Below are 17,760 nucleotides of genomic sequence, written 5' to 3' on the forward strand. Positions count from 1 at the left end.
CAGATGAGCTTTGCATTCGGTATCGGTATCGGCAGCCAGAACAACCAGGGCGAATGGCTGGAAGTGTTTTATCAGCAGCCGGTAATGACACCCGACAACGGCCTTATTGATGTGGCTCGCAACAGCCTGGATTATCAGGGCGGCAACCAGGCCTTGCTGGTCAACGCCGAGCAGCTGAGCCAGTTCGCCAATGCACTGCGTCAGGTCGGCGAGACCGACCAGGCAGCCCTGGCCGAGAAAGCCGCCAGCAGCAGTCGCCCGGTGTGCGTGACCATTCTGGAGACAGACAACACCGCCTCCAGCACTCCCGAGGTGTATCTCAAGCTGCACCTGATCTCTCACCGTCTGGCAAAACCCCACGGCCTGAAGCTGGATGGCATCTTTGGCCTGCTGCCGAATCTGGCCTGGACCAACGAAGGCGCCATTGATCTGAACGAACTGCCCGATCGCCAGCTGAAAGCGCGCCTGGAAGGCCGTACCCTGGAAGTAAAGTCTGTCGACAAGTTCCCCCAGATGACCGATTACGTGGTTCCGAAAGGTGTGCGGATTGCAGACACCGCCCGCGTTCGCCTGGGCGCCTACGTGGGCGAAGGCACAACGGTCATGCACGAGGGCTTCATCAACTTCAATGCCGGTACCGAGGGCACCAGCATGATCGAAGGCCGCATTTCGGCGGGCGTTATGGTCGGCAAGGGTTCCGATCTGGGCGGCGGCTGCTCCACCATGGGCACTCTGTCCGGCGGTGGCAACATCATCATTTCCGTGGGCGAGAATTGCCTGATCGGCGCCAATGCCGGCATCGGCATTCCGCTGGGCGACCGCTGCAAGGTGGAAGCGGGCCTGTACATCACCGCCGGCACCAAGGTGGCACTGCTGGACGACAACAACGAGCTGGTGGAGATCATCAAGGCGCGGGATCTGGCCAACACCACAGACCTGCTGTTCCGTCGCAACAGCCAGACCGGTGCCGTCGAGTGCAAATCCAACAAAACCGCGATCGAGCTGAACGAAGAACTGCATGCAAACAACTAATTCCCCGACACTCGATCTCGCCATCGACCTGATTCGCCGGCAGTCTGTCACTCCGGATGACGCCGGCTGTCAGGAGCTGATGATGTCACGGCTCGCGCCGCTCGGATTTGGCGGCGAACACCTGCGATTCGGGACCACCGACAACCTCTGGGCCAGAAAAGGCACCGAAGGACCGGTGCTGGCGTTTGCCGGCCATACCGATGTGGTTCCCACCGGCCCTGAAAAGAACTGGGCGCACCCGCCGTTCGAGCCGGTTGTCGAGGATGGCTATCTCTACGGTCGTGGCGCCGCGGACATGAAAGGCAGCCTCGCCGCCTTCGTGACCGCCTGCGAGCGTTTTGTGGGCAGGCATCCGCATCACCGCGGTTCCATCGCTCTGCTGATCACCAGCGATGAGGAAGGCCCTGCCCAGGATGGTACCGTCAAGGTGATTGAAACCCTCGAAGCCAGAAATGAGAAAATGGACTGGTGCCTGATTGGCGAACCTTCCAGCACCCACGAAGTGGGTGATGTCATCAAGAACGGACGACGCGGCTCACTGCACGGGTACCTTACCGTGCGCGGTGTTCAGGGCCATGTCGCCTATCCGCACCTGGCGGAAAACCCGGTGCACACGGTGGCGCCGGCGCTGGACGCTCTGGCGAAGGAGTTCTGGGACAACGGCAACGACTTCTTCCCGCCGACCACTTTCCAGATCACCAAGGTGGAAGCGGGCACCGGCAGCAACATCATTCCCGGCGAATGTCTGGTGCATTTCAACTTCCGCTATTGCACGGAAAACACGGCGGAAAGCCTGGAAGAACGGGTGGTGGCCATTCTGGACCGGTTCGGGTTCGAGTACGACCTGCAATGGCACCTGAGTGGCCGCCCGTTCCTGACCGACCGTGGTGCACTGGTATCCGCCAGCCAGACTGCGATTCGCAGGGTGACCGGCCGGGAAACCGAGCTATCCACATCCGGTGGCACGTCCGACGGACGCTTTATTGCGCCGACCGGTGCCCAGGTTGTCGAGCTTGGCCCCATCAATGCTACGATTCACAAGGTGGATGAGTGCGTGAAAGCGGCTGACCTGGATGTCCTTTCCGACATCTACGAGCAGATTCTCGAAGAACTGCTCACCTGAAGCGTTTGCGTCAGCCCTGCCCTCAGTAATGCGGGGGTGGGGCTTCGTCTTCCTCCGCCTTGATGTTTGAGGGCGACACTTCCTTCAACTGCTTGTTCAGTTGCCGCTTTGCCTCCCACAATTCTCGGATGTCCATTTCCTGTTTGGCAACCTGCTCGCTGAGGGTATTTATGATGTCATCCTGAAACGTTAGGCGGGTCTCAAGCTCATCCATCCGTGCTTCCAGATCTTTGTTACTCATCAGTGCCGCTAACCCTGTAATTCATGTATCTGACTGGCCAGTTGCTTGGTCAGCACTCACCGTTATCTGGTATCATGCCGCTTTTGCCCGCCAAGGCCCGTCCATTTTTGGAAATTTTGGCGGTTTTCACCGGCCGGATATGCGATTTTACCCGATATCCGGTTCTTTATCGTTAGCGTTAAATAAGTATGGAGAAATCTCAGTCAATGCGTAATCCAGCCAAAGCGATCCTTGTTGCTCTTCTGATCGCCATCCCTGCACCGTTGATTCTTGCCATTTTGCTGTCGTTCACCCCGGAACCGCTGCGTTTGATCGCTGCCGGCCAGACGCTTGAAGCGCTCGGCGCCACGCGCGGCATCGCCGCTTACATCATCGCCGTTGTGCTGTTCGGTATTGCCGGTTTTCTGACCGTGGCCATCGCCGCGCGACAGTCAGGTCAGCGCGCCGCGCGTCCTGCCCAGTCCCGCCCGTCCAACCAGGACTATGACGACGAAGACGACTTCGACGACACCAGCCCGGAAGGCGACGAGGAAGGCACCGTTAAATGGTTTAACGTGAAGAAAGGGTTCGGCTTTATCGTTCGCGACAGTGGTGACGAGGTGTTTGTGCACTTCCGCGCCATCCGTGGTCGCGGCCGCCGCGTTCTTCGCCAGGGTCAGCTGGTTCGCTTCAGTGTGGTTGAAGCGGACAAGGGCCTGCAGGCTGACAATGTGTCGATCCTGAGCGACTGATCAGGGGCACCGCCAAAAAAGGGGCGGCCGCTTGGCTGCCCCTTTTTTTATTTCACTGATTTTCTTGTTTCACTGACACACCATCTGCGCTTCGGCTCAGTTCCACACCACAAGCTGCTCACCACGGCTGTCCAACCGCCACCATTTGTCGTCCTCCACCGGTTCACCCTCTTTCCAGTCTCCGGGGCTGCATCGGACTTCCGTGTCCATCGCGCGCCAGGCACTGCGGGCGCACTCAAGATCTGTGTTCCAGGGCAGTGATTCCCCTTCCAGCACCACACAGGTAAAGCGCTTACCGAAAGCCCCCGGGTAGAGACTGACCGTGACCGCTGTATTCAGGTATTGACCCACGCCCTTGATGGCCTTTGTGTCTTCCAGCCCGTCCGCCAGCTCCAGCTGGTCCAGGTGATTGGACAACCACTCCGACACCGCCAGAGACTTCAGGTCACGAATGTATATTTCGAGATCCCTCACCCGCTTTTTCTCCTACGTCATGATCACAATGGACCACATAGTGAACCGCGCCGGGGCGCGCTGCAACCCAGCGCTCCAGTTCCTGACGCAGGTCGTCGAGGGTCAGGGTCCGGAGGCTTCCTGCGGCCTTGCGCTCGTGCCAGACGACTTCTGCAGCCGCGCGCTCCAGTTCGGTTTTGGCCAGATCGCTCTCCAGCTCGGCAATCGGTTCCTGGCGCGCCAGCGCCACCAGGCTTTGCCGGCGCAAGGTGTCGGCCTGGCCCGTCAGCGCCAGAGCCGCAGTGGGGCCGCGGCTGGCGAACAGGTTCAGGCGGGCTGCCGCCCGCTCCACCCATTGCAGCATGCCGCCGGGCGACCCCACAGACTGGCTATGGCAACCCGCAGCATAGGCAATCACGCCATCGGACAAACAAACATTCCATTGTTTCTCGATGACAGGCTGATGAGCGGTCAGAATCGTTTTTTTCTGCAGGTATCCGCAGGGCGGCATATCAAACAGGTCCATCGAACGACCCAACCATTGTTCCAGTTCCGCCACGGCTTCCGCGCCCCGGCTGGCTCCCGGCCCCAGCAACAACACCGGTCCCCGCCAGCCCTGGATCAACTGAGCCGCCAGACTATCCCAGCGTCCCGCCAGAGTCAGCACCTCCGCCGGCGACACATTGTCCAGAATCAGCGCCGGCCAGTCCCTGCGGGGCACGTGGCTATCCGGAACCGCCGGGTGGTCATCGGCGGCCAGTTCGGACTCTCGGCGCAAATCGATCTCGACGTAGCCAGCGTCCAGACAGGGCAATAACGCCTGCAACCAAGCAGTCTTTCCCGTGCCACGATCACCCCGTAACCAGATCAGCGCCGAGGGCGATGCCGCCATGGTAATCGCCACGTCTTCTGCCAGGGCCAGCCAGCCCAGGTCACTGACCACCACGGGCACCCGGTCATCGCCCGCGGCACTCTCGCTATGCCCGCTCCAGCCAGACAACGGCCAATCGCTAACCATCTCCAGTATCGACACGTAAGCTTTTTCCTGCAGGCGCTCAGCAGACAATGTGAGTGCACGCATCAACAGCGGCCAGTCCAACCAGGGCGCATCAGAGAGTTCCCGCGCGCAGGCGTACCAGTACAGCAACTGGGACGAGAGCAGGCCCTCACCGCCGACCTCGGTCACAATGGGTTGTTCGCACTGAATGGTGCGCACCAGCTCGTCCAGATCGACACCCCGGGCTTTGAGGAAGCCGGAAACTACGGGCTCGTCTTCAACCAGTGCCAACAGAAAGTCTTCAGCGGTGATCGCACAACCACCGCGATGGGCAACGCTGTCCCGGGCGCGCTGCAAAGCGGTTTGACAAAGGGGGCTCAGGCATCCCTGCCAGTCATCCATTCAGCATCTCCTTATGCGTGAGGCCGGCCCATCCTGAGCCGGACGACTTTCATTAAACGCGGTTGTAAGTGTCCTCGAAGCGGACAATGTCATCTTCGCCCAGATAGCTGCCGGTTTGCACTTCGATCAGCTCCAGGGGAATCACACCGGGGTTGGTCAGGCGGTGAGTCACGCCCAGAGGGATATAGGTTGACTGGTCCTCGGTCAGCAGCAGGGTGTCCTCTCCCCGATTCACCGTGGCCGTGCCCTTGACCACCACCCAGTGCTCGGCCCGATGATGGTGTTTCTGCAAAGACAGGGAGGCACCGGGATTCACGGTAATGCGCTTCACCTGAAAGCGCTCGCCCATGGTAATGCCCTCGTAGGTGCCCCAGGGACGGTGCACTTTCTTGTGGAAGCGGTGTTCCAGACGGCCCTGAGCTTTCACCTGGGCAACCAGTTTCTTGACGTCCTGAACCCGGCGGCGATCGGCCACCAGAACCACGTCATCGGTTTCGACAATGACGTGATCGCTGACTCCAAGGGCGGCGATCAGGCGGCCCTCCGAGTGAATGTAGGAGCCGGATACGTCCTCGGTAATCACATCGCCGCGGCAGACGTTGCCATTCTCGTCCTGGGGCTGAATTTCCCAGAGGGCAGACCAGGAGCCGACATCAGACCAGCCGGCATCCAGCGGCACCACCACCGCATCGCGGGTTTTTTCCATCACGGCGTAATCGATGGAATCGTCCGGGCAGCTCTCGAAGGCGGTCTTGCCAACACGGGTAAAGTCGAGATCGGCGGTTTTCTGTTCCCAGGCGTCTCGGCACGCATTGAGCATGGCCGGGTTGTGGGCTTCCAGTTCCTGCAAGTAACGATCCGCCCGGAACAGGAACATACCGCTGTTCCAGAAGTAATCGCCCTCGGCCAGATAGCGCTCAGCGGTCACTTCGTCGGGCTTTTCCACGAAAGCGGCCACATCCTGGTAGCCACTGTGCCGGCCCCCCGCCTTGATGTATCCGTAACCGGTATGGGGTGCTGACGGCACCACCCCGAAGGTAACCAGCTTCCCGGCGCGGGCGGCCTCGGCGCCCTTTGCCACGGCCTCACGGAACGCCGTGAGGTTCTTCAGCACGTGATCCGACGGCATCACCAGTAACAGTTCTTCCGGATTCTCCTCTGCCGCCGCCAGGGCCGCCAGAGCGATGGCCGGTGCCGTGTTGCGGCCAACAGGCTCCAGTATGATACCCGCCGAGCGATCCGGCGCCTGGGCGTGCAACTGCGCTGCCACCACGAAACGATGATCCTCATTGGTGATGGCCATCACCCGGGCGCTGCCATCCAGCGCCAGACCCCGATCGATGGTTTCCGCCAGCAGGGAATCGTCAGACACCACCGGCAGGAACTGTTTCGGATAAGCCTCCCGCGAGAGCGGCCAGAGACGTGTGCCTGAACCGCCAGAGAGAATCACTGCGAGCATGGGGTCTTCCTTGGTTAACCAGTTGAGAATTGAGCAATTTACAAATTTTAGCCTAAACCCGCCGGCTTTCCCATTGCAGCCCGTTCATGCCGGCCCGCGCCTGGCCTTACCAGGTGCCGGTATTTTCCATGCTGGCCCAGGGTTCCTGCGGTGCCAACGCCTCACCTTTCTGCAACAACTCGATGGAGATGCCATCGGGGGTGCGAATGAACGCCATATGCCCGTCACGGGGCGGTCGATTGATGGTGACACCGTTCGATCGCAGGTGTTCGCACAAGCCGTAGATATCATCGACCCGATACGCCAGGTGCCCAAAATTGCGGCCGCCGCTGTACTCCTCCGGGTCCCAGTTATAGGTCAACTCGATCATCGGCGCCCGCTCTTCCCTGGCCCGTGCCTCGTCTTCCGGGGCCGCAAGAAACACCAAGGTGAAGCGACCCTTCTCGCTGCTTTTACGGCTGATTTCCTTCATGCCCAGCAGGTCGCAGAAAAAGTGCAGGGTTGCTTCCAGGTTGCTGACCCGGATCATGGTATGAAGATACTGCATGTCGATTCTCCTGAGTAAAAGCCCGGCATCGGCGGCAAGGCCTGATCACCGCGTCGGTTTGGGTTATGCTGCGGCGTATGAACCAGCAACTGCCGCTCACTGATACGAATTCAGCCCGGATCCCGTTCCGCGTGCCTGCCGTGCGCCACCTGGCGTGGATGTGCCGTGTTCCCCAGCTTATCAGCTCTCCCATGGAATTTGATCCGGGAAATTACCTGCCGGCGGATGCCGAGGCAAGGCTGCGGACGTGGGATGCCCAACCCGATCGCGGCCCGGCCATGCTCACCGAATTGCCGGCAAAACGTCTGGGGCTGTATTTCGAGCGCCTGTACGCTTGCATGATGGAAGACGTGCTCGGCTGGGAGATTCTCCTTCAGAATCAGCCGATCCGAGGAGAGGGCCGGACTCTGGGGGAGCTGGATTTTATCGTGCGCAATCCTGCGGACGGCCTCATTGAACACCATGAAATCGCCGTGAAGTTCTATCTGGGCTATCCCCGGGCCAACCGGGACGGCCCGCTCTGGTATGGCCCCAACGCCCGGGATCGCCTCGATCTGAAATCCGCGAAAATGACGGATCATCAGAGCCAGCTCACGGAACGACCAGAAACCCGAGACCTGCTCGCATCCCTCGGTATCAGCGCGCCGATTCGGCCACGACTCTTCATGCCCGGCTATCTGTTCTATCCCCGGCGCATTCAACTGAGTTCCCCAAGCGGCCCTGCGGCCAATCACCTGCGGGGAAGCTGGCTCTACATCGATGAACTGGATCAGCCGGGCCTGGCTGGACCGGACAGCACCCAGCACTGGGTGCCTCTGGTCAAGCCCCACTGGCTGGGCCCCTGGCACCAGGACCATGTCCCTGCACGGCAGCCCACCGAGGATGCGCTGGAAATGGTTCGTTCAAGGGCCATTCCCCGGTTGTTTGCGATCATGGAGCCGGACAAGGCAGAGGGTGTCTGGCGGGAAACCAATCGTGTCTTCGTCATGCCGGGCGCGTGGCCGGGGGAGCCAAACCATGGATGACCACAGCCAGTTCCGGCTGCTTTCAGAGCGACGCTTTCTGCCGTTCTTTCTGACCCAGTTCTCAGGTGCATTCAACGACAACCTGTTCCGCAACAGCCTGCTGCTGTTAATCACCTACACTGCAGGTGGTCTGTTGGGGCTGCCGATTGATGTGGCGGTCAATGTTGCCGCCTTCCTGTTCATCCTGCCGTTTTTTCTGTTCTCCGGCATTGCCGGCCAACTGGCGGACAAATACGAGAAATCCCGCGTCATTCGCTGGGTCAAACTGGCGGAAATCGCCATCATGGCGCTGGCCGCCGTGGGGCTCTGGCACGGCTGGTACGAAGCGCTCCTGCTGCTGTTGTTCCTGATGGGCGTGCAATCCACCTTCTTCGGGCCGGTGAAATACGCCATCCTGCCCCAGGTGCTGCGGAATGACGAGCTGGTGGGCGGCAACGCCCTGGTGGAAATGGGCACCTTCGTTGCGATTCTGGTGGGCACGCTGGCCGCGGGCCTGATGATGGCCAGCAGCCAGCCGGAGAAACTTGCCGCCATCGGCGTTGTCGCCCTCTCCGTTATTGGCTATCTGGCCGCACGACACGTCCCGGAAACCGGCGCGACGCAACCGCAGATGAACATCGGTTTCCGACCCCTGAAAGAAACCTGGAATCTGATGCGACTGGCGGCTGAGAACCACTCCGTGCTGCTGTGCATCATGGCCATTTCCTGGTTCTGGTTTCTCGGTGCCGCCTACCTCACCCAGTTTCCCAGCTTTGCGCAATCGGATCTGATGGGTGACGAAACCGTCGTTACCCTGCTGCTGGCGGTGTTCACCATCGGTATCGCCCTGGGTTCGGTGGCCTGTGAGCGGCTTTCCGGCCATCGCATAGAGCTCGGCATTGTGCCCATTGGCTCACTCGGCATCAGCCTGTTCGGGCTTGACCTGTATTTCAATATGCCCGCCAACCCGGTAGCGACCGACTGGTGGATGATCATCACCGACAGCCAACACCGACAGGTGGCGATTGATCTGTTGGGCATCGGCTTTTTTGGCGGGCTGTTTATCGTTCCGCTCTACGCCTTCGTACAACGGGAAACGCCAGAGCCCAGGCGAGCCCGCGTGATCGCGGCACTGAACGTGTTCAACGCACTGTTCATGGTGGTCAGTGCCGGCATGGGCATTCTGATGCTGGGCGTGATCGGCCTCAGCATTCCTGAGTTCTTTCTGGTGCTGTCCATCATGAATCTGGTGGTGGCCGGTTTCGTGTACCAGCAGGTGCCGGAATTCGCCCTGCGGTTTATCGTCTGGGTGCTGTCACACACCATCTACCGGGTGCGCCATGAAGGCCTGCACCGGATTCCCGAGGAAGGCCCGGTGCTGCTGGTCTGCAACCACGTGACCTACATGGATGCGTTGGTGATCGCGGGCGCAGTACGCCGGCCCGTGCGCTTCGTGATGGACTACCAGATCTTCAAAACGCCCATTCTCGGCGCACTGTTCAGGCTTGCGAAAACCATCCCCATCGGCCCGAAGACCAAGGTACCGGAGATCTACAATGCCGCCTTCGAACGCATTGACGAAGAACTGGACGCGGGCAACGTGGTCTGCATTTTCCCTGAAGGCCGGCTCACGCCGGATGGCGAAGTGGCGCCCTTCAAAGGCGGCGTTGAGATCATCCTCGAACGCACGCCAGTGCCCGTTGTCCCCATGGCGCTGCGCGGGCTTTGGGGGAGTTTCTTCAGCCATTGTGGCGGACCGGCACTGAAGCACGTCCCCAAGCGATTCTGGTCGCGGATTGAGCTGATTGCCGGCGGGCCGTTGCCTGCGGAGAAGGCCACGGCGGGCATTCTGGAGGAGAGGGTCAGGATGCTCAGAGGCAACCACCACTAGGGATGCTTGCCCTCAACCTGCTCTAAGTTGAGCTTGCTGTTACTGAGACTCGATACCAGCACGGTAGAAACCAGAATGACGGGAATCGCAACAAAATAAGTCGGAAAGCCGGCATCACCAAAGATATTTATTAGGGCCACAATAGCCACACTTGCCGCACCAATCGTCAAAGCAAACACCGAAAGCTTTGTTTTACGCTCTGAGTTGGCGTCAGGCGTGATCTTTAACATGGCGTTGCATTGGCTACAGGGGACAGGTTCCGATCTTCCAAGCTGCTCCAAGTCTTCCTGTACCAGCTGAATCGTGTTGTTACAGGCATTACAGATTGCGTTTATAACCGTAGTCATAGTTTCCTCCTTGATAATGTTTCAGATTAAGCAGTCATCGAGGCCGCACCTGAAAACTCCTCATCAACCTGGGCAAAGATCTCGGTAACCGGCCTTTGTGGATCCGCTTTTTGCAGTTCCAGCACTCGCTTGCGTTGGCGCTTCAGTTCTTCGCTGGGTCTCGCCCACTGCTCTTCTGGCAACACTTCAGACCACTCCGCCATGGCCTGAGGTAATGTCTTCCGGCTCGTGCGTTTGATCTTCCTGACCTCCCACTCCACCAGCCGGTTCGGTATGATCCAGAAAGTGATCACGTGGTAGAGGTACCAGCCGGTCAGGTAGAGCATCCCCCGCTTGCCTTCCCGGAAGTCTTCATGAAGACGTTTGCGGGCATTTCGGAAAACATGGACACCCTCCCAGGGCGGGTCGTCCGGGCCCTGAAGTTCCAGTGGATCCTGGATTTCTTTCAAGGTATGGACTTCGTACTCCATGTACGCCCGAATAGCCTCCCAGGTGCTAATGGCCTGGGGCTGGCCGTAGGTTTCAAACTCCAGGGTGTATTTCTCGCCCGTGTCCGGGTGATAGAAGCCAATGCCAAAGCCGTATTGGCGCTGCACGCCATATTCGGTAACGCCCTGGGCTTCCGTCACCCAGGCGACCAGCTCCTCCCAGGGAACGAAGATCGGCTCTTTCTGTCCCTCTGGCACAAAACACACTTCGCGGCGTTGGCGGTTGAAGCGGGTGGGGATAATGGATTCCAGCTTCAGGTGATCTCGGTACGAGATACCGAGGCCCAACAGCAAGAAGAAACTACACCCCCAAACCGCAATCCAGAAGGCGTAATCAAAGGTTACTCGCCACCCCCAAAGAGCATCCTCCCAGCCATTACCAAAAGCAAACCCTCCAAGAAAAACAACGAAAGGAAAAAAGAAAGCACCAAGCAAAAAGCAAAAAAAAGGCCCGCCAAGCGCCATTTGCCAACCAATCACCGGCGGTGTCCCCGCTCCAAAATCCAGGTAGCCGTCATTCACTTCCCCCACCGCATGGCCATGATCCACCCGTGGCATGCCGGTTGGCAGGGGTTTGGGGGATAAAAAGGTCAGCCGGCCACTCGGGAAGGGCTCGGAACGACCCGCGCGGGGAGGCTGTTCTGACTGGGCATTCTTGGGGGTCATTAAAGTCCATCCGTCACTATGAGTGGCTGGCGGAGTCGCCACCAGGTAATTTCAGCTTTCGGTGCCTCCTGCACGGGTGTCAGGGGGTAATGGGTGTCCGGAGTCACCTTCAGCATATAAACGGCACCGGTATGGGCTCCATCTGCTTGTAATGTTTCGAGCTTGACCATCAAGCCCAGGTCCCGGGTGCGGATGCCATGCTGCGTCTTCTCATGGGCCGGTGGCCTGAAGGCCAGTTGCAGGTGATCGGTATCGGCCGACTGCTCCAGGCTACCCAGGATGGCACCAGTGCAGGGCACCCAGGTTTCCGGCTGGACGGAGAACATTCCCCTTCGCCCCGGCTGGATACGCCATGCGGCGATCAGAGCGCCAGGAAAACTCGGTTAATCAGGAAGGTTCGTGCCAAGGTGAGCCAGGCTCGAACGTTGCAATCTTCTGAGGCAGACGCATTTGATTACCCGACTGCTTTTTGAGCTGCTCGAAGATCTCATGTCGGCTTAGTCCCTGCTTCATCAGATCTTCTATTTGGCTATCCATAGTTTACCCTCCTTGTAGTATCAAATCGGCCAAGCCTCGGCCGGCCGCTGCTTTCGGTATTCTTCCATCGAGATCTTGCCCAGTTGCGGTGTCAGCTTGCAGGTTCTCTTGCCCCAAGGGTAACTCTCCTGGCGTCGAAGGACCTCGGTCCAACCTTCACCGTCTCTCCAGGCCTCCAGATCAAGGTCACGCCAATATCTGGGATTGCGCCCTGTGTTCTTATCGTGCTCTGCGGTCACCGGATCCAGGTGCCGAAAGGGCTCCAGGCGAGGGGTATCGGGCAAGGGTTGCGTCACATCCATGTAGGTCTGCAGCATGTCCCAAGTGGCCAGTACCTCTGATTTGCTGGACTCGATGGAGCTGAACGCCATCGTGTGAAAGGATTTCTGGGTGTAGCGGTGCACCAGAATCAGACGGTAGAACACACCGCTCTGCTGGATAACGCGGTCGACATAGGCATCAAACTCCACGAATGGAGCCTGGAAAAAGCGCCCTCCTCCCATGGCCAGCCGCACTTGGCCGGTGACTCGGTTGAATTCGCTGCAGCCGTCTTCAAGGGTCTTGTCTAGCTTTTTATTGATCGCTTTTTCAAAGGGCTTCAACACAAACCCCAAACCAGTGCTCATGAGCCAGTTTGTTGTGATAGGTGTCGCCCAGACTACGAAAGCAAACCACGCCAATATAAAGAAAATAATGAATACTCCAACCACGAGGGGCGGAAGTTCAGCAACAAACTCCATCTCCCCCAAGGCCCAGATCATTAATGCTGGCCCCCCAATCCATAAGGTACTCACCCAAATCATCGGTATAACCAGGATCAGAAATTTAAAGCCCAGTTTGTCGTTCAGAAACCTGATTTTTTGGTGATCCCACCACCAATCCTTGGATGTAAATTCGGGGTCGGACTGTTCATGATCCTGAAGTGCTTCAGCGTCTTGAATCGTGCCAAGGTAGGGGATCGTGCCTGCATAGTTACCAACAGGCTGGAGTTCCTCCCCAACCCTTACTCGCTCTTTGGGTGATTTCGGCAAGGGCCCAATGTCAGTTGCCCGAAATGCCGGGTCTGTAACATCGGGGCCATACTGCTTTTCATTCATACGCCGACCTCAGTGAAGTACCAGTATGGTGATTCTGGCTGTGCAAAGGGGTTAAAGAGATTTCTTTCCTTTAGGGGAGGATTGTCGTGTCTAGACAAATCAAACGATTCATAATCTCCAAATATGGGAGTGGGAAACACCAACGGCCCTAGCTCTGTGCCAAGGGTAGCCTGCAATCCAACTCGAATTTGTGTAGTCATAGATTCCCGGTAATGAGAGGCCTCATAAACACTCTCGTGAATCTCCCGCTTAACCAGAAAGCGAACTCCGGATTGCTCAGGGAGCGACTGCCTGGCGGTGACCTTGGTGAGTGGTGTCGCTTTGTACACCTGTGTGCTGGTGCTTTCCCCCATTACGCCTTTGGAGGGAACGTTGGTGGTCGTAGTGTGATACGCCACCTCTTGGACCACCAATCTAAACGGGCTTGTTGGAAGATCGCCCTCGCACTCATGATGCAATTTAATGCGGCTTACCAAAGGTAGTTGCACTGTGATCACATAGTCATCCGGCGTGGGAGGAAAATCGGGGTGAGCTAAGTCAGGGTCGGGTTCTATGTCGGCATATCGCTGAGCTGTGACTTGCACGGGAGAGAGCATTGTGAGCAGTTGGCTGTAGTATGCTTTGTCATTCATTCCCGGCAGAGAACTGTCCGAGAAGGTTCCCCAAGGACCACGTTTTATCAGTTGCTCGAAAGTATCGTCGGTAACTGATGCCGCATAAATCCCACCGCCAACGGCCATCGCCAAGCCAAAAATTGCCCAGCCCCAACCCGGGATCGCCAGGAGCGTATGCATAAGGGGAGAAGCGAGCACAATCAAACTACCAGTCATTGCCATTGCGTGCCCAATCGCCGCGTCAAAATCCTTGTTCGCCAGGCTGATGCGCATCTCCCAGTAACTCAACCCAGCGCCAACAGCTCCAGCGAGGAACGTTGCCAACCCTGCAACCTTAACCAAAGTTGCTGACCCTACCGCTTTTAACCGTTCGCCGATCAGAACCCAATTTTTCATATCAAACACTGGGCGCGTCGACACCTTATAAATTCTAGTATTGTTACCTTGAGCGGCGGACTCAGCTCTCCCCAACACCTCGCTCAACTTAAGAGATGCAGCAATCAAATCGGCCGTCGCCCCAGCCAATTTGCCTCTGTTCAAATTAATCGCGCCTTCATCTTGCCGAGAAGTCTTCATCAAGTTGTTCAACTCAATAAAGATATTAAATGCTGCCAGCGCCACTAACCCCCTAGACACCGCAGGCCCGTCAATCACCTCATTTGCGCGCTTCGCAAGATCAACTTTCAACAAGCTCAACTTTCGAGCCTCTGGGTGGTCATCGGGAGCGATGAATACCGAGACGGTGCCAGCGACCCTTTGGATCGCTTCCTCGATCTCGTCAGACATACGCGCTGGGCTTGTGGACGCTACCATCCGGCCAGAATCATCCATCAAGTCGGCATACAGGTAATCCTTGGCTCTGGTGAGAACACCCTCGGTTCGATCAAAGTCGGTCAGGCCCCGTTTCATTCCATTACTGTTAACACCGATGATCGAGCCGGAAACTATCGCCGCCTCCCGAGTCATTACGTCGATGCGCCTGAGGCTGGGGTCGCCGAGTGCAAAGTTCGAACGGGCTCTCTGCATGATTCTTGGCAGCTCGACCTCTTGGACATGCCCGCCTTCCATCAGGCGTTTGCCAACGGCGAGTAATGCCGAGCTCCATTCGTTGAGAGAACCCGCGATCATGCCACTCACCTTACCCGCATTAGCGACGCCTCTGATCCCCGACTCAACCTCATCGCTCTGCTCGTTTAACTGCTTCTCCAGGTAAACCAGAGACTGCATACTCAGCCGATTCAAACGCTCATCGTCGATCTCTGCATTGTCCTGAACCAGCTTTTCAAGGCTTCGCATCATCGGCTCGGCACCGTCTTCTGCAGTTTCGGGTGCCCATTTACTCAAGAATACTCCGTCAAGAACCCAACGGCGGAGCTCTTGCAGAACCCAGTCCCTACCGACAACGCCCTGGGCCTGGAGCACGCCCGGAATTTGCTGAAGCAGGTTGAGGTTATCAGCCACCAGCAAGTACCCCTCACAGATCGCGACATCCTGACAGGTCCGGTAATCCTCAAGCACTGCGTCGTAATCGCCGCTGCCAAGCAGTCCGCGGAGCGTGTCGAGGTGCCGGTCAATAACGGCCAGGGCATGCTGCTTTTCTTCGGTTTTGAGGGTCTGATCCAGTTTCGAACGGTCAACGGCCGATGCATATTGGGCGAAGGGGTTTTGGCCATTTGGTCGAGGGTCGAAAACCGCCTGGCGGATCAGCATTGCAGAGTGCGCCATCGGATTATCACGGATGGAAGCATCGACAGCATCCAGATAATGCAATGCAAGATGGAGCTGAGACATAGAATGCCGGACTTTGAACAGAGGATCTGGCAGCGCCAGGCAGGCGATGCCCGGTTGCTGTCTCAATGCGGCCAACTGGTCCTCGCCCGGCTCACAGCTCAGGTCGAACGGTGATTCAAGCAACCGGCCAAGTTTGACGCAAAGCTCGCCGTCTGCCGGAGCGTCAAAACTCAACCCAAAATCACTGGGGTTTTCCAGCATTAACTCGATGCCAAGATCCCTCTCCCGAAGTTCCGATACATCCTCAACCCGTGCAGCCACAAAGCCGCTTTCGAAGCTTAGGCCCTCTACACTGGATGTAGCCCAGGCAGGACCAACGCCCGTTGTTCTGGCATTGCGAGCTGACTCATCCTGCTCGAGTTGCTCGATATAAGACCAATCCCATTGCACTTCACTGTAGGCCATACGGAAGTTATGCATCACAGCCTGACCCTGAAGGAAAACCGGGATCAACACATCATCAAGCCATTCCCCGCTGGACGGCCGGGTAATCCGTAGGGCAGAGTCAGTATCCGTTAAATCTGGCCGGGTTGCTGCGAGGTCGATATCGCTGAATTGGGAATTTTCGCCAATCTCCAGCTCTCGCCAAAGCCTGTCGTTGCGAAAGACGTAAAGATACCCGGGTCTAAGCAGCGCAACCCCTTTGCCCTGATAAACGGTGATACCGCCGCTTTTGACCGGCAAATTGCTTTCAATCTCTGCCAGAGGTTTTACCCGGAGCAGGGTGTTTTCCTGATAATCCTCCCGCTCAATATTCGACCGCGCCTGTTCCAATAAAGGCACCTTGATCTGGCCACCGTCACGGGAAGGGATAGTGAGCACAAGATCTTTCGGATCAGCATCATCGTACTCGGCTTTGCGAACAACGGAGCGGTCCCGCGGTTCGTCTGAAAAATTCACAGTATCTGTCATGCGTTCTACTCCCCTTCGGGCTCTTTCACAGCTTCTACCGAGTCGCGTTCGAGACGCCCGCCAATCACGTCAACAATCAGTTTTCGGTCAGTGCAAGGCAGTTGCGCCAACTCCATTTGCTTCGGCGATGCGGATTGGCGCTGGCCTACGGTGGCAAGTGCCGAAGATTGGGGCATAGCTGCGCCATGCTTATCGAGCACTGCAGGCAGATCTGGATCAGCGGCGCTTTGTCCTCGCCCACTCCCTGAACTCCCCCCAGAATTAATCTTGATCCCCGGCCCCGCCAGCGTCACGCCGCTCGGGTCCAGTTTAAGCAGGCTGCCGCCGGCGGAGATGGTGAGTTCTGCGCCCGCGTCCAGCACCACCTTGGCACCCGCCTTGTGGTGCACTTCGGTGCCGGCTTCGCTGAGGGTGCCTTTGCCGGATTTCTGGTGAAGGGTGCCGACGATGTTCTGGCTGCAGTCGCCGCTGACGGATTCGCGCTTTTCGCCATCTACGGTGCAGTGGTCATCGCCCTTGATGTGGCTGAAAGCGTTATTTTCGACAGTACGGTGGCTGTCGTTCCTGATAACTTCCGTGCGGTTGTTTTCGGTCAGCAGGTCCAGGTCTTTCTGGGCGTGGAGGTAGATCTGCTCTTTGTCGGCTTCGTCTTCAAACCGCAGTTCGTTGCTGCCCTCGCCCTTGTGGGTCTGGGTTTTTAATGTGGTGCGGGTTTTGTGTTCCGGCAGCGCATACGGCGGCGTGCTGGTGGCGTGGTAAGTTCTTCCGGTAATAATCGGCTGATCCGGATCGCCGTCCAGGAAACTGACGATGACTTCGTGGCCGATTCTCGGCAGTGCTATAAAGCCATACTGGCCGCCGGCCCAGCCCTGGCTGACTCTTAACCAGGCGCTGCTGTGCTCGTCATTTTTCGAGTAGCGGTCCCACGGGAACCTGACTTTCACCCGGCCGTGTTCGTCGCAGTGGATCTCTTCACCCTCCGGGCCGGTGACGATGGCCATCTGCGGTCCGTCCATCAATGGGCGGTGTCCGATCTGCGGGCGCCAGGTGCGGTCCGCGGGCACGGCCTTGAAACGATTGCTGTAGCTGGTGGGGTCGGAACCGCCCTCTTCTTCCAGCGCTTGAGGCTGTTTGCCGGTGTGGACAATGCCGGTCAGCAGCCATTCCCGGTTCAGGCGTTCGCTGTCGTGGTCGGTCAGGGTGACTTTGGCACCGGGGGTGAAATCGGCGCGGTTGCTTTCACCGCTGGCGGCGCTGACGTCGTTTCGCAGGGCATCCAGCCGGGCTTCGGTGAAGGGCTGGCCACTGGCGTCGGCCTTGAAGCGGCCGGGGTATTGATAGCTCTGGTAGTCCTCGCGGTGATTGAGGTCGGCACCGGCGTCTTCGTGCATCAACGCGTAAGCGGGGTTCTTGAAGGTGTAATCCTTC

The 17,760-nt window shown here is 58.1% G+C and carries 16 protein-coding genes; 5 read left to right on the forward strand and 11 right to left on the reverse strand.

The genetic code is table 11. The annotated features are described in order from the left end of the window. Positions 1–3 precede the first annotated feature (3 nt). Both dapD and dapE read left to right on the forward strand, forming a co-directional pair. Positions 4–1,032 (forward strand): 2,3,4,5-tetrahydropyridine-2,6-dicarboxylate N-succinyltransferase, encoded by a 1,029-nt coding sequence (gene dapD / locus R0125_RS16495; RefSeq protein WP_248185347.1) that lies wholly within the window; start codon positions 4–6, stop codon positions 1,030–1,032. Beyond that, complete coding sequence (dapE, locus tag R0125_RS16500) at positions 1,019–2,155, forward strand: succinyl-diaminopimelate desuccinylase (RefSeq protein ID WP_317238849.1); 1,137 nt, start codon at positions 1,019–1,021, stop codon at positions 2,153–2,155. Before dapD ends, dapE begins: the two co-directional genes overlap by 14 nt. Positions 2,156–2,177: 22 nt before the next feature. On the opposite strand, the gene R0125_RS16505 is transcribed toward dapE, so the two are convergent. Beyond that, a complete protein-coding gene (locus R0125_RS16505; RefSeq protein WP_317238850.1) occupies positions 2,178–2,396 on the reverse strand; it encodes a SlyX family protein in 219 nt (72 codons plus the stop codon). Between the two features lie 206 nt (positions 2,397–2,602). On the opposite strand from R0125_RS16505, the gene R0125_RS16510 reads away from it, so the two are divergent. Further along, entirely contained in the window at positions 2,603–3,127 is a 525-nt protein-coding gene (locus R0125_RS16510) for a cold shock domain-containing protein (protein ID WP_317238851.1), read from the forward strand. Between the two features lie 96 nt (positions 3,128–3,223). Here the strand turns inward: R0125_RS16510 and R0125_RS16515 are convergent, their stop codons facing one another. From R0125_RS16515 to R0125_RS16530, 4 genes are all read right to left on the reverse strand, one after another. Next, on the reverse strand, positions 3,224–3,601 hold the full coding sequence (locus R0125_RS16515; protein WP_317238852.1) for a hypothetical protein: 378 nt from the start codon (positions 3,599–3,601) through the stop codon (positions 3,224–3,226). Further along, positions 3,573–4,979, reverse strand: a complete 1,407-nt coding sequence (locus R0125_RS16520) for a hypothetical protein (protein ID WP_317238853.1) — start codon at positions 4,977–4,979, stop codon at positions 3,573–3,575. The genes R0125_RS16515 and R0125_RS16520 overlap by 29 nt, the downstream gene beginning before the upstream one ends. Positions 4,980–5,031: 52 nt before the next feature. Next, a complete protein-coding gene (locus R0125_RS16525) occupies positions 5,032–6,438 on the reverse strand; it encodes a mannose-1-phosphate guanylyltransferase/mannose-6-phosphate isomerase (protein ID WP_317238854.1) in 1,407 nt (468 codons plus the stop codon). A gap of 106 nt (positions 6,439–6,544) precedes the next feature. Next, positions 6,545–6,985: a VOC family protein gene (locus R0125_RS16530; protein ID WP_317238855.1), complete on the reverse strand. Its 441-nt coding sequence runs from the start codon at positions 6,983–6,985 to the stop codon at positions 6,545–6,547. 65 nt (positions 6,986–7,050) lie between these two features. On the opposite strand from R0125_RS16530, the gene R0125_RS16535 reads away from it, so the two are divergent. Beyond that, positions 7,051–8,010 (forward strand): DUF1853 family protein, encoded by a 960-nt coding sequence (locus R0125_RS16535; RefSeq protein ID WP_317238856.1) that lies wholly within the window; start codon positions 7,051–7,053, stop codon positions 8,008–8,010. Next, positions 8,003–9,880 (forward strand): MFS transporter, encoded by a 1,878-nt coding sequence (locus R0125_RS16540; RefSeq protein ID WP_317238857.1) that lies wholly within the window; start codon positions 8,003–8,005, stop codon positions 9,878–9,880. Before R0125_RS16535 ends, R0125_RS16540 begins: the two co-directional genes overlap by 8 nt. On the opposite strand, the gene R0125_RS16545 is transcribed toward R0125_RS16540, so the two are convergent. From R0125_RS16545 to R0125_RS16570, 6 genes are all read right to left on the reverse strand, one after another. After that, a complete protein-coding gene (locus tag R0125_RS16545) occupies positions 9,877–10,227 on the reverse strand; it encodes a hypothetical protein (RefSeq protein WP_317238858.1) in 351 nt (116 codons plus the stop codon). The two genes, R0125_RS16540 and R0125_RS16545, sit on opposite strands and share 4 nt — an antisense overlap. A gap of 26 nt (positions 10,228–10,253) precedes the next feature. Beyond that, positions 10,254–11,237, reverse strand: coding sequence for a hypothetical protein (locus R0125_RS16550; RefSeq protein ID WP_317238859.1), 984 nt, complete (start codon positions 11,235–11,237; stop codon positions 10,254–10,256). A 143-nt stretch (positions 11,238–11,380) separates the two neighbouring features. Further along, positions 11,381–11,707 (reverse strand): hypothetical protein, encoded by a 327-nt coding sequence (locus R0125_RS16555; RefSeq protein ID WP_317238860.1) that lies wholly within the window; start codon positions 11,705–11,707, stop codon positions 11,381–11,383. A gap of 231 nt (positions 11,708–11,938) precedes the next feature. Beyond that, positions 11,939–13,015 carry a hypothetical protein gene (locus R0125_RS16560; protein WP_317238861.1) on the reverse strand — a complete coding sequence of 359 codons (1,077 nt, stop codon included), beginning with the start codon at positions 13,013–13,015 and terminating at the stop codon, positions 11,939–11,941. Next, positions 13,012–16,332: a toxin VasX gene (locus R0125_RS16565; protein ID WP_317238862.1), complete on the reverse strand. Its 3,321-nt coding sequence runs from the start codon at positions 16,330–16,332 to the stop codon at positions 13,012–13,014. The genes R0125_RS16560 and R0125_RS16565 overlap by 4 nt, the downstream gene beginning before the upstream one ends. Before the next feature lie 5 nt (positions 16,333–16,337). After that, positions 16,338–17,760 (reverse strand): type VI secretion system Vgr family protein (locus R0125_RS16570; RefSeq protein WP_317238863.1); only part of this gene is annotated, 1,423 nt, incomplete at its 5' end.

This window comes from Marinobacter sp. M-5 (genome assembly GCF_032911545.1).
Classification (GTDB): Bacteria; Pseudomonadota; Gammaproteobacteria; order Pseudomonadales; family Oleiphilaceae; genus Marinobacter; species Marinobacter goseongensis.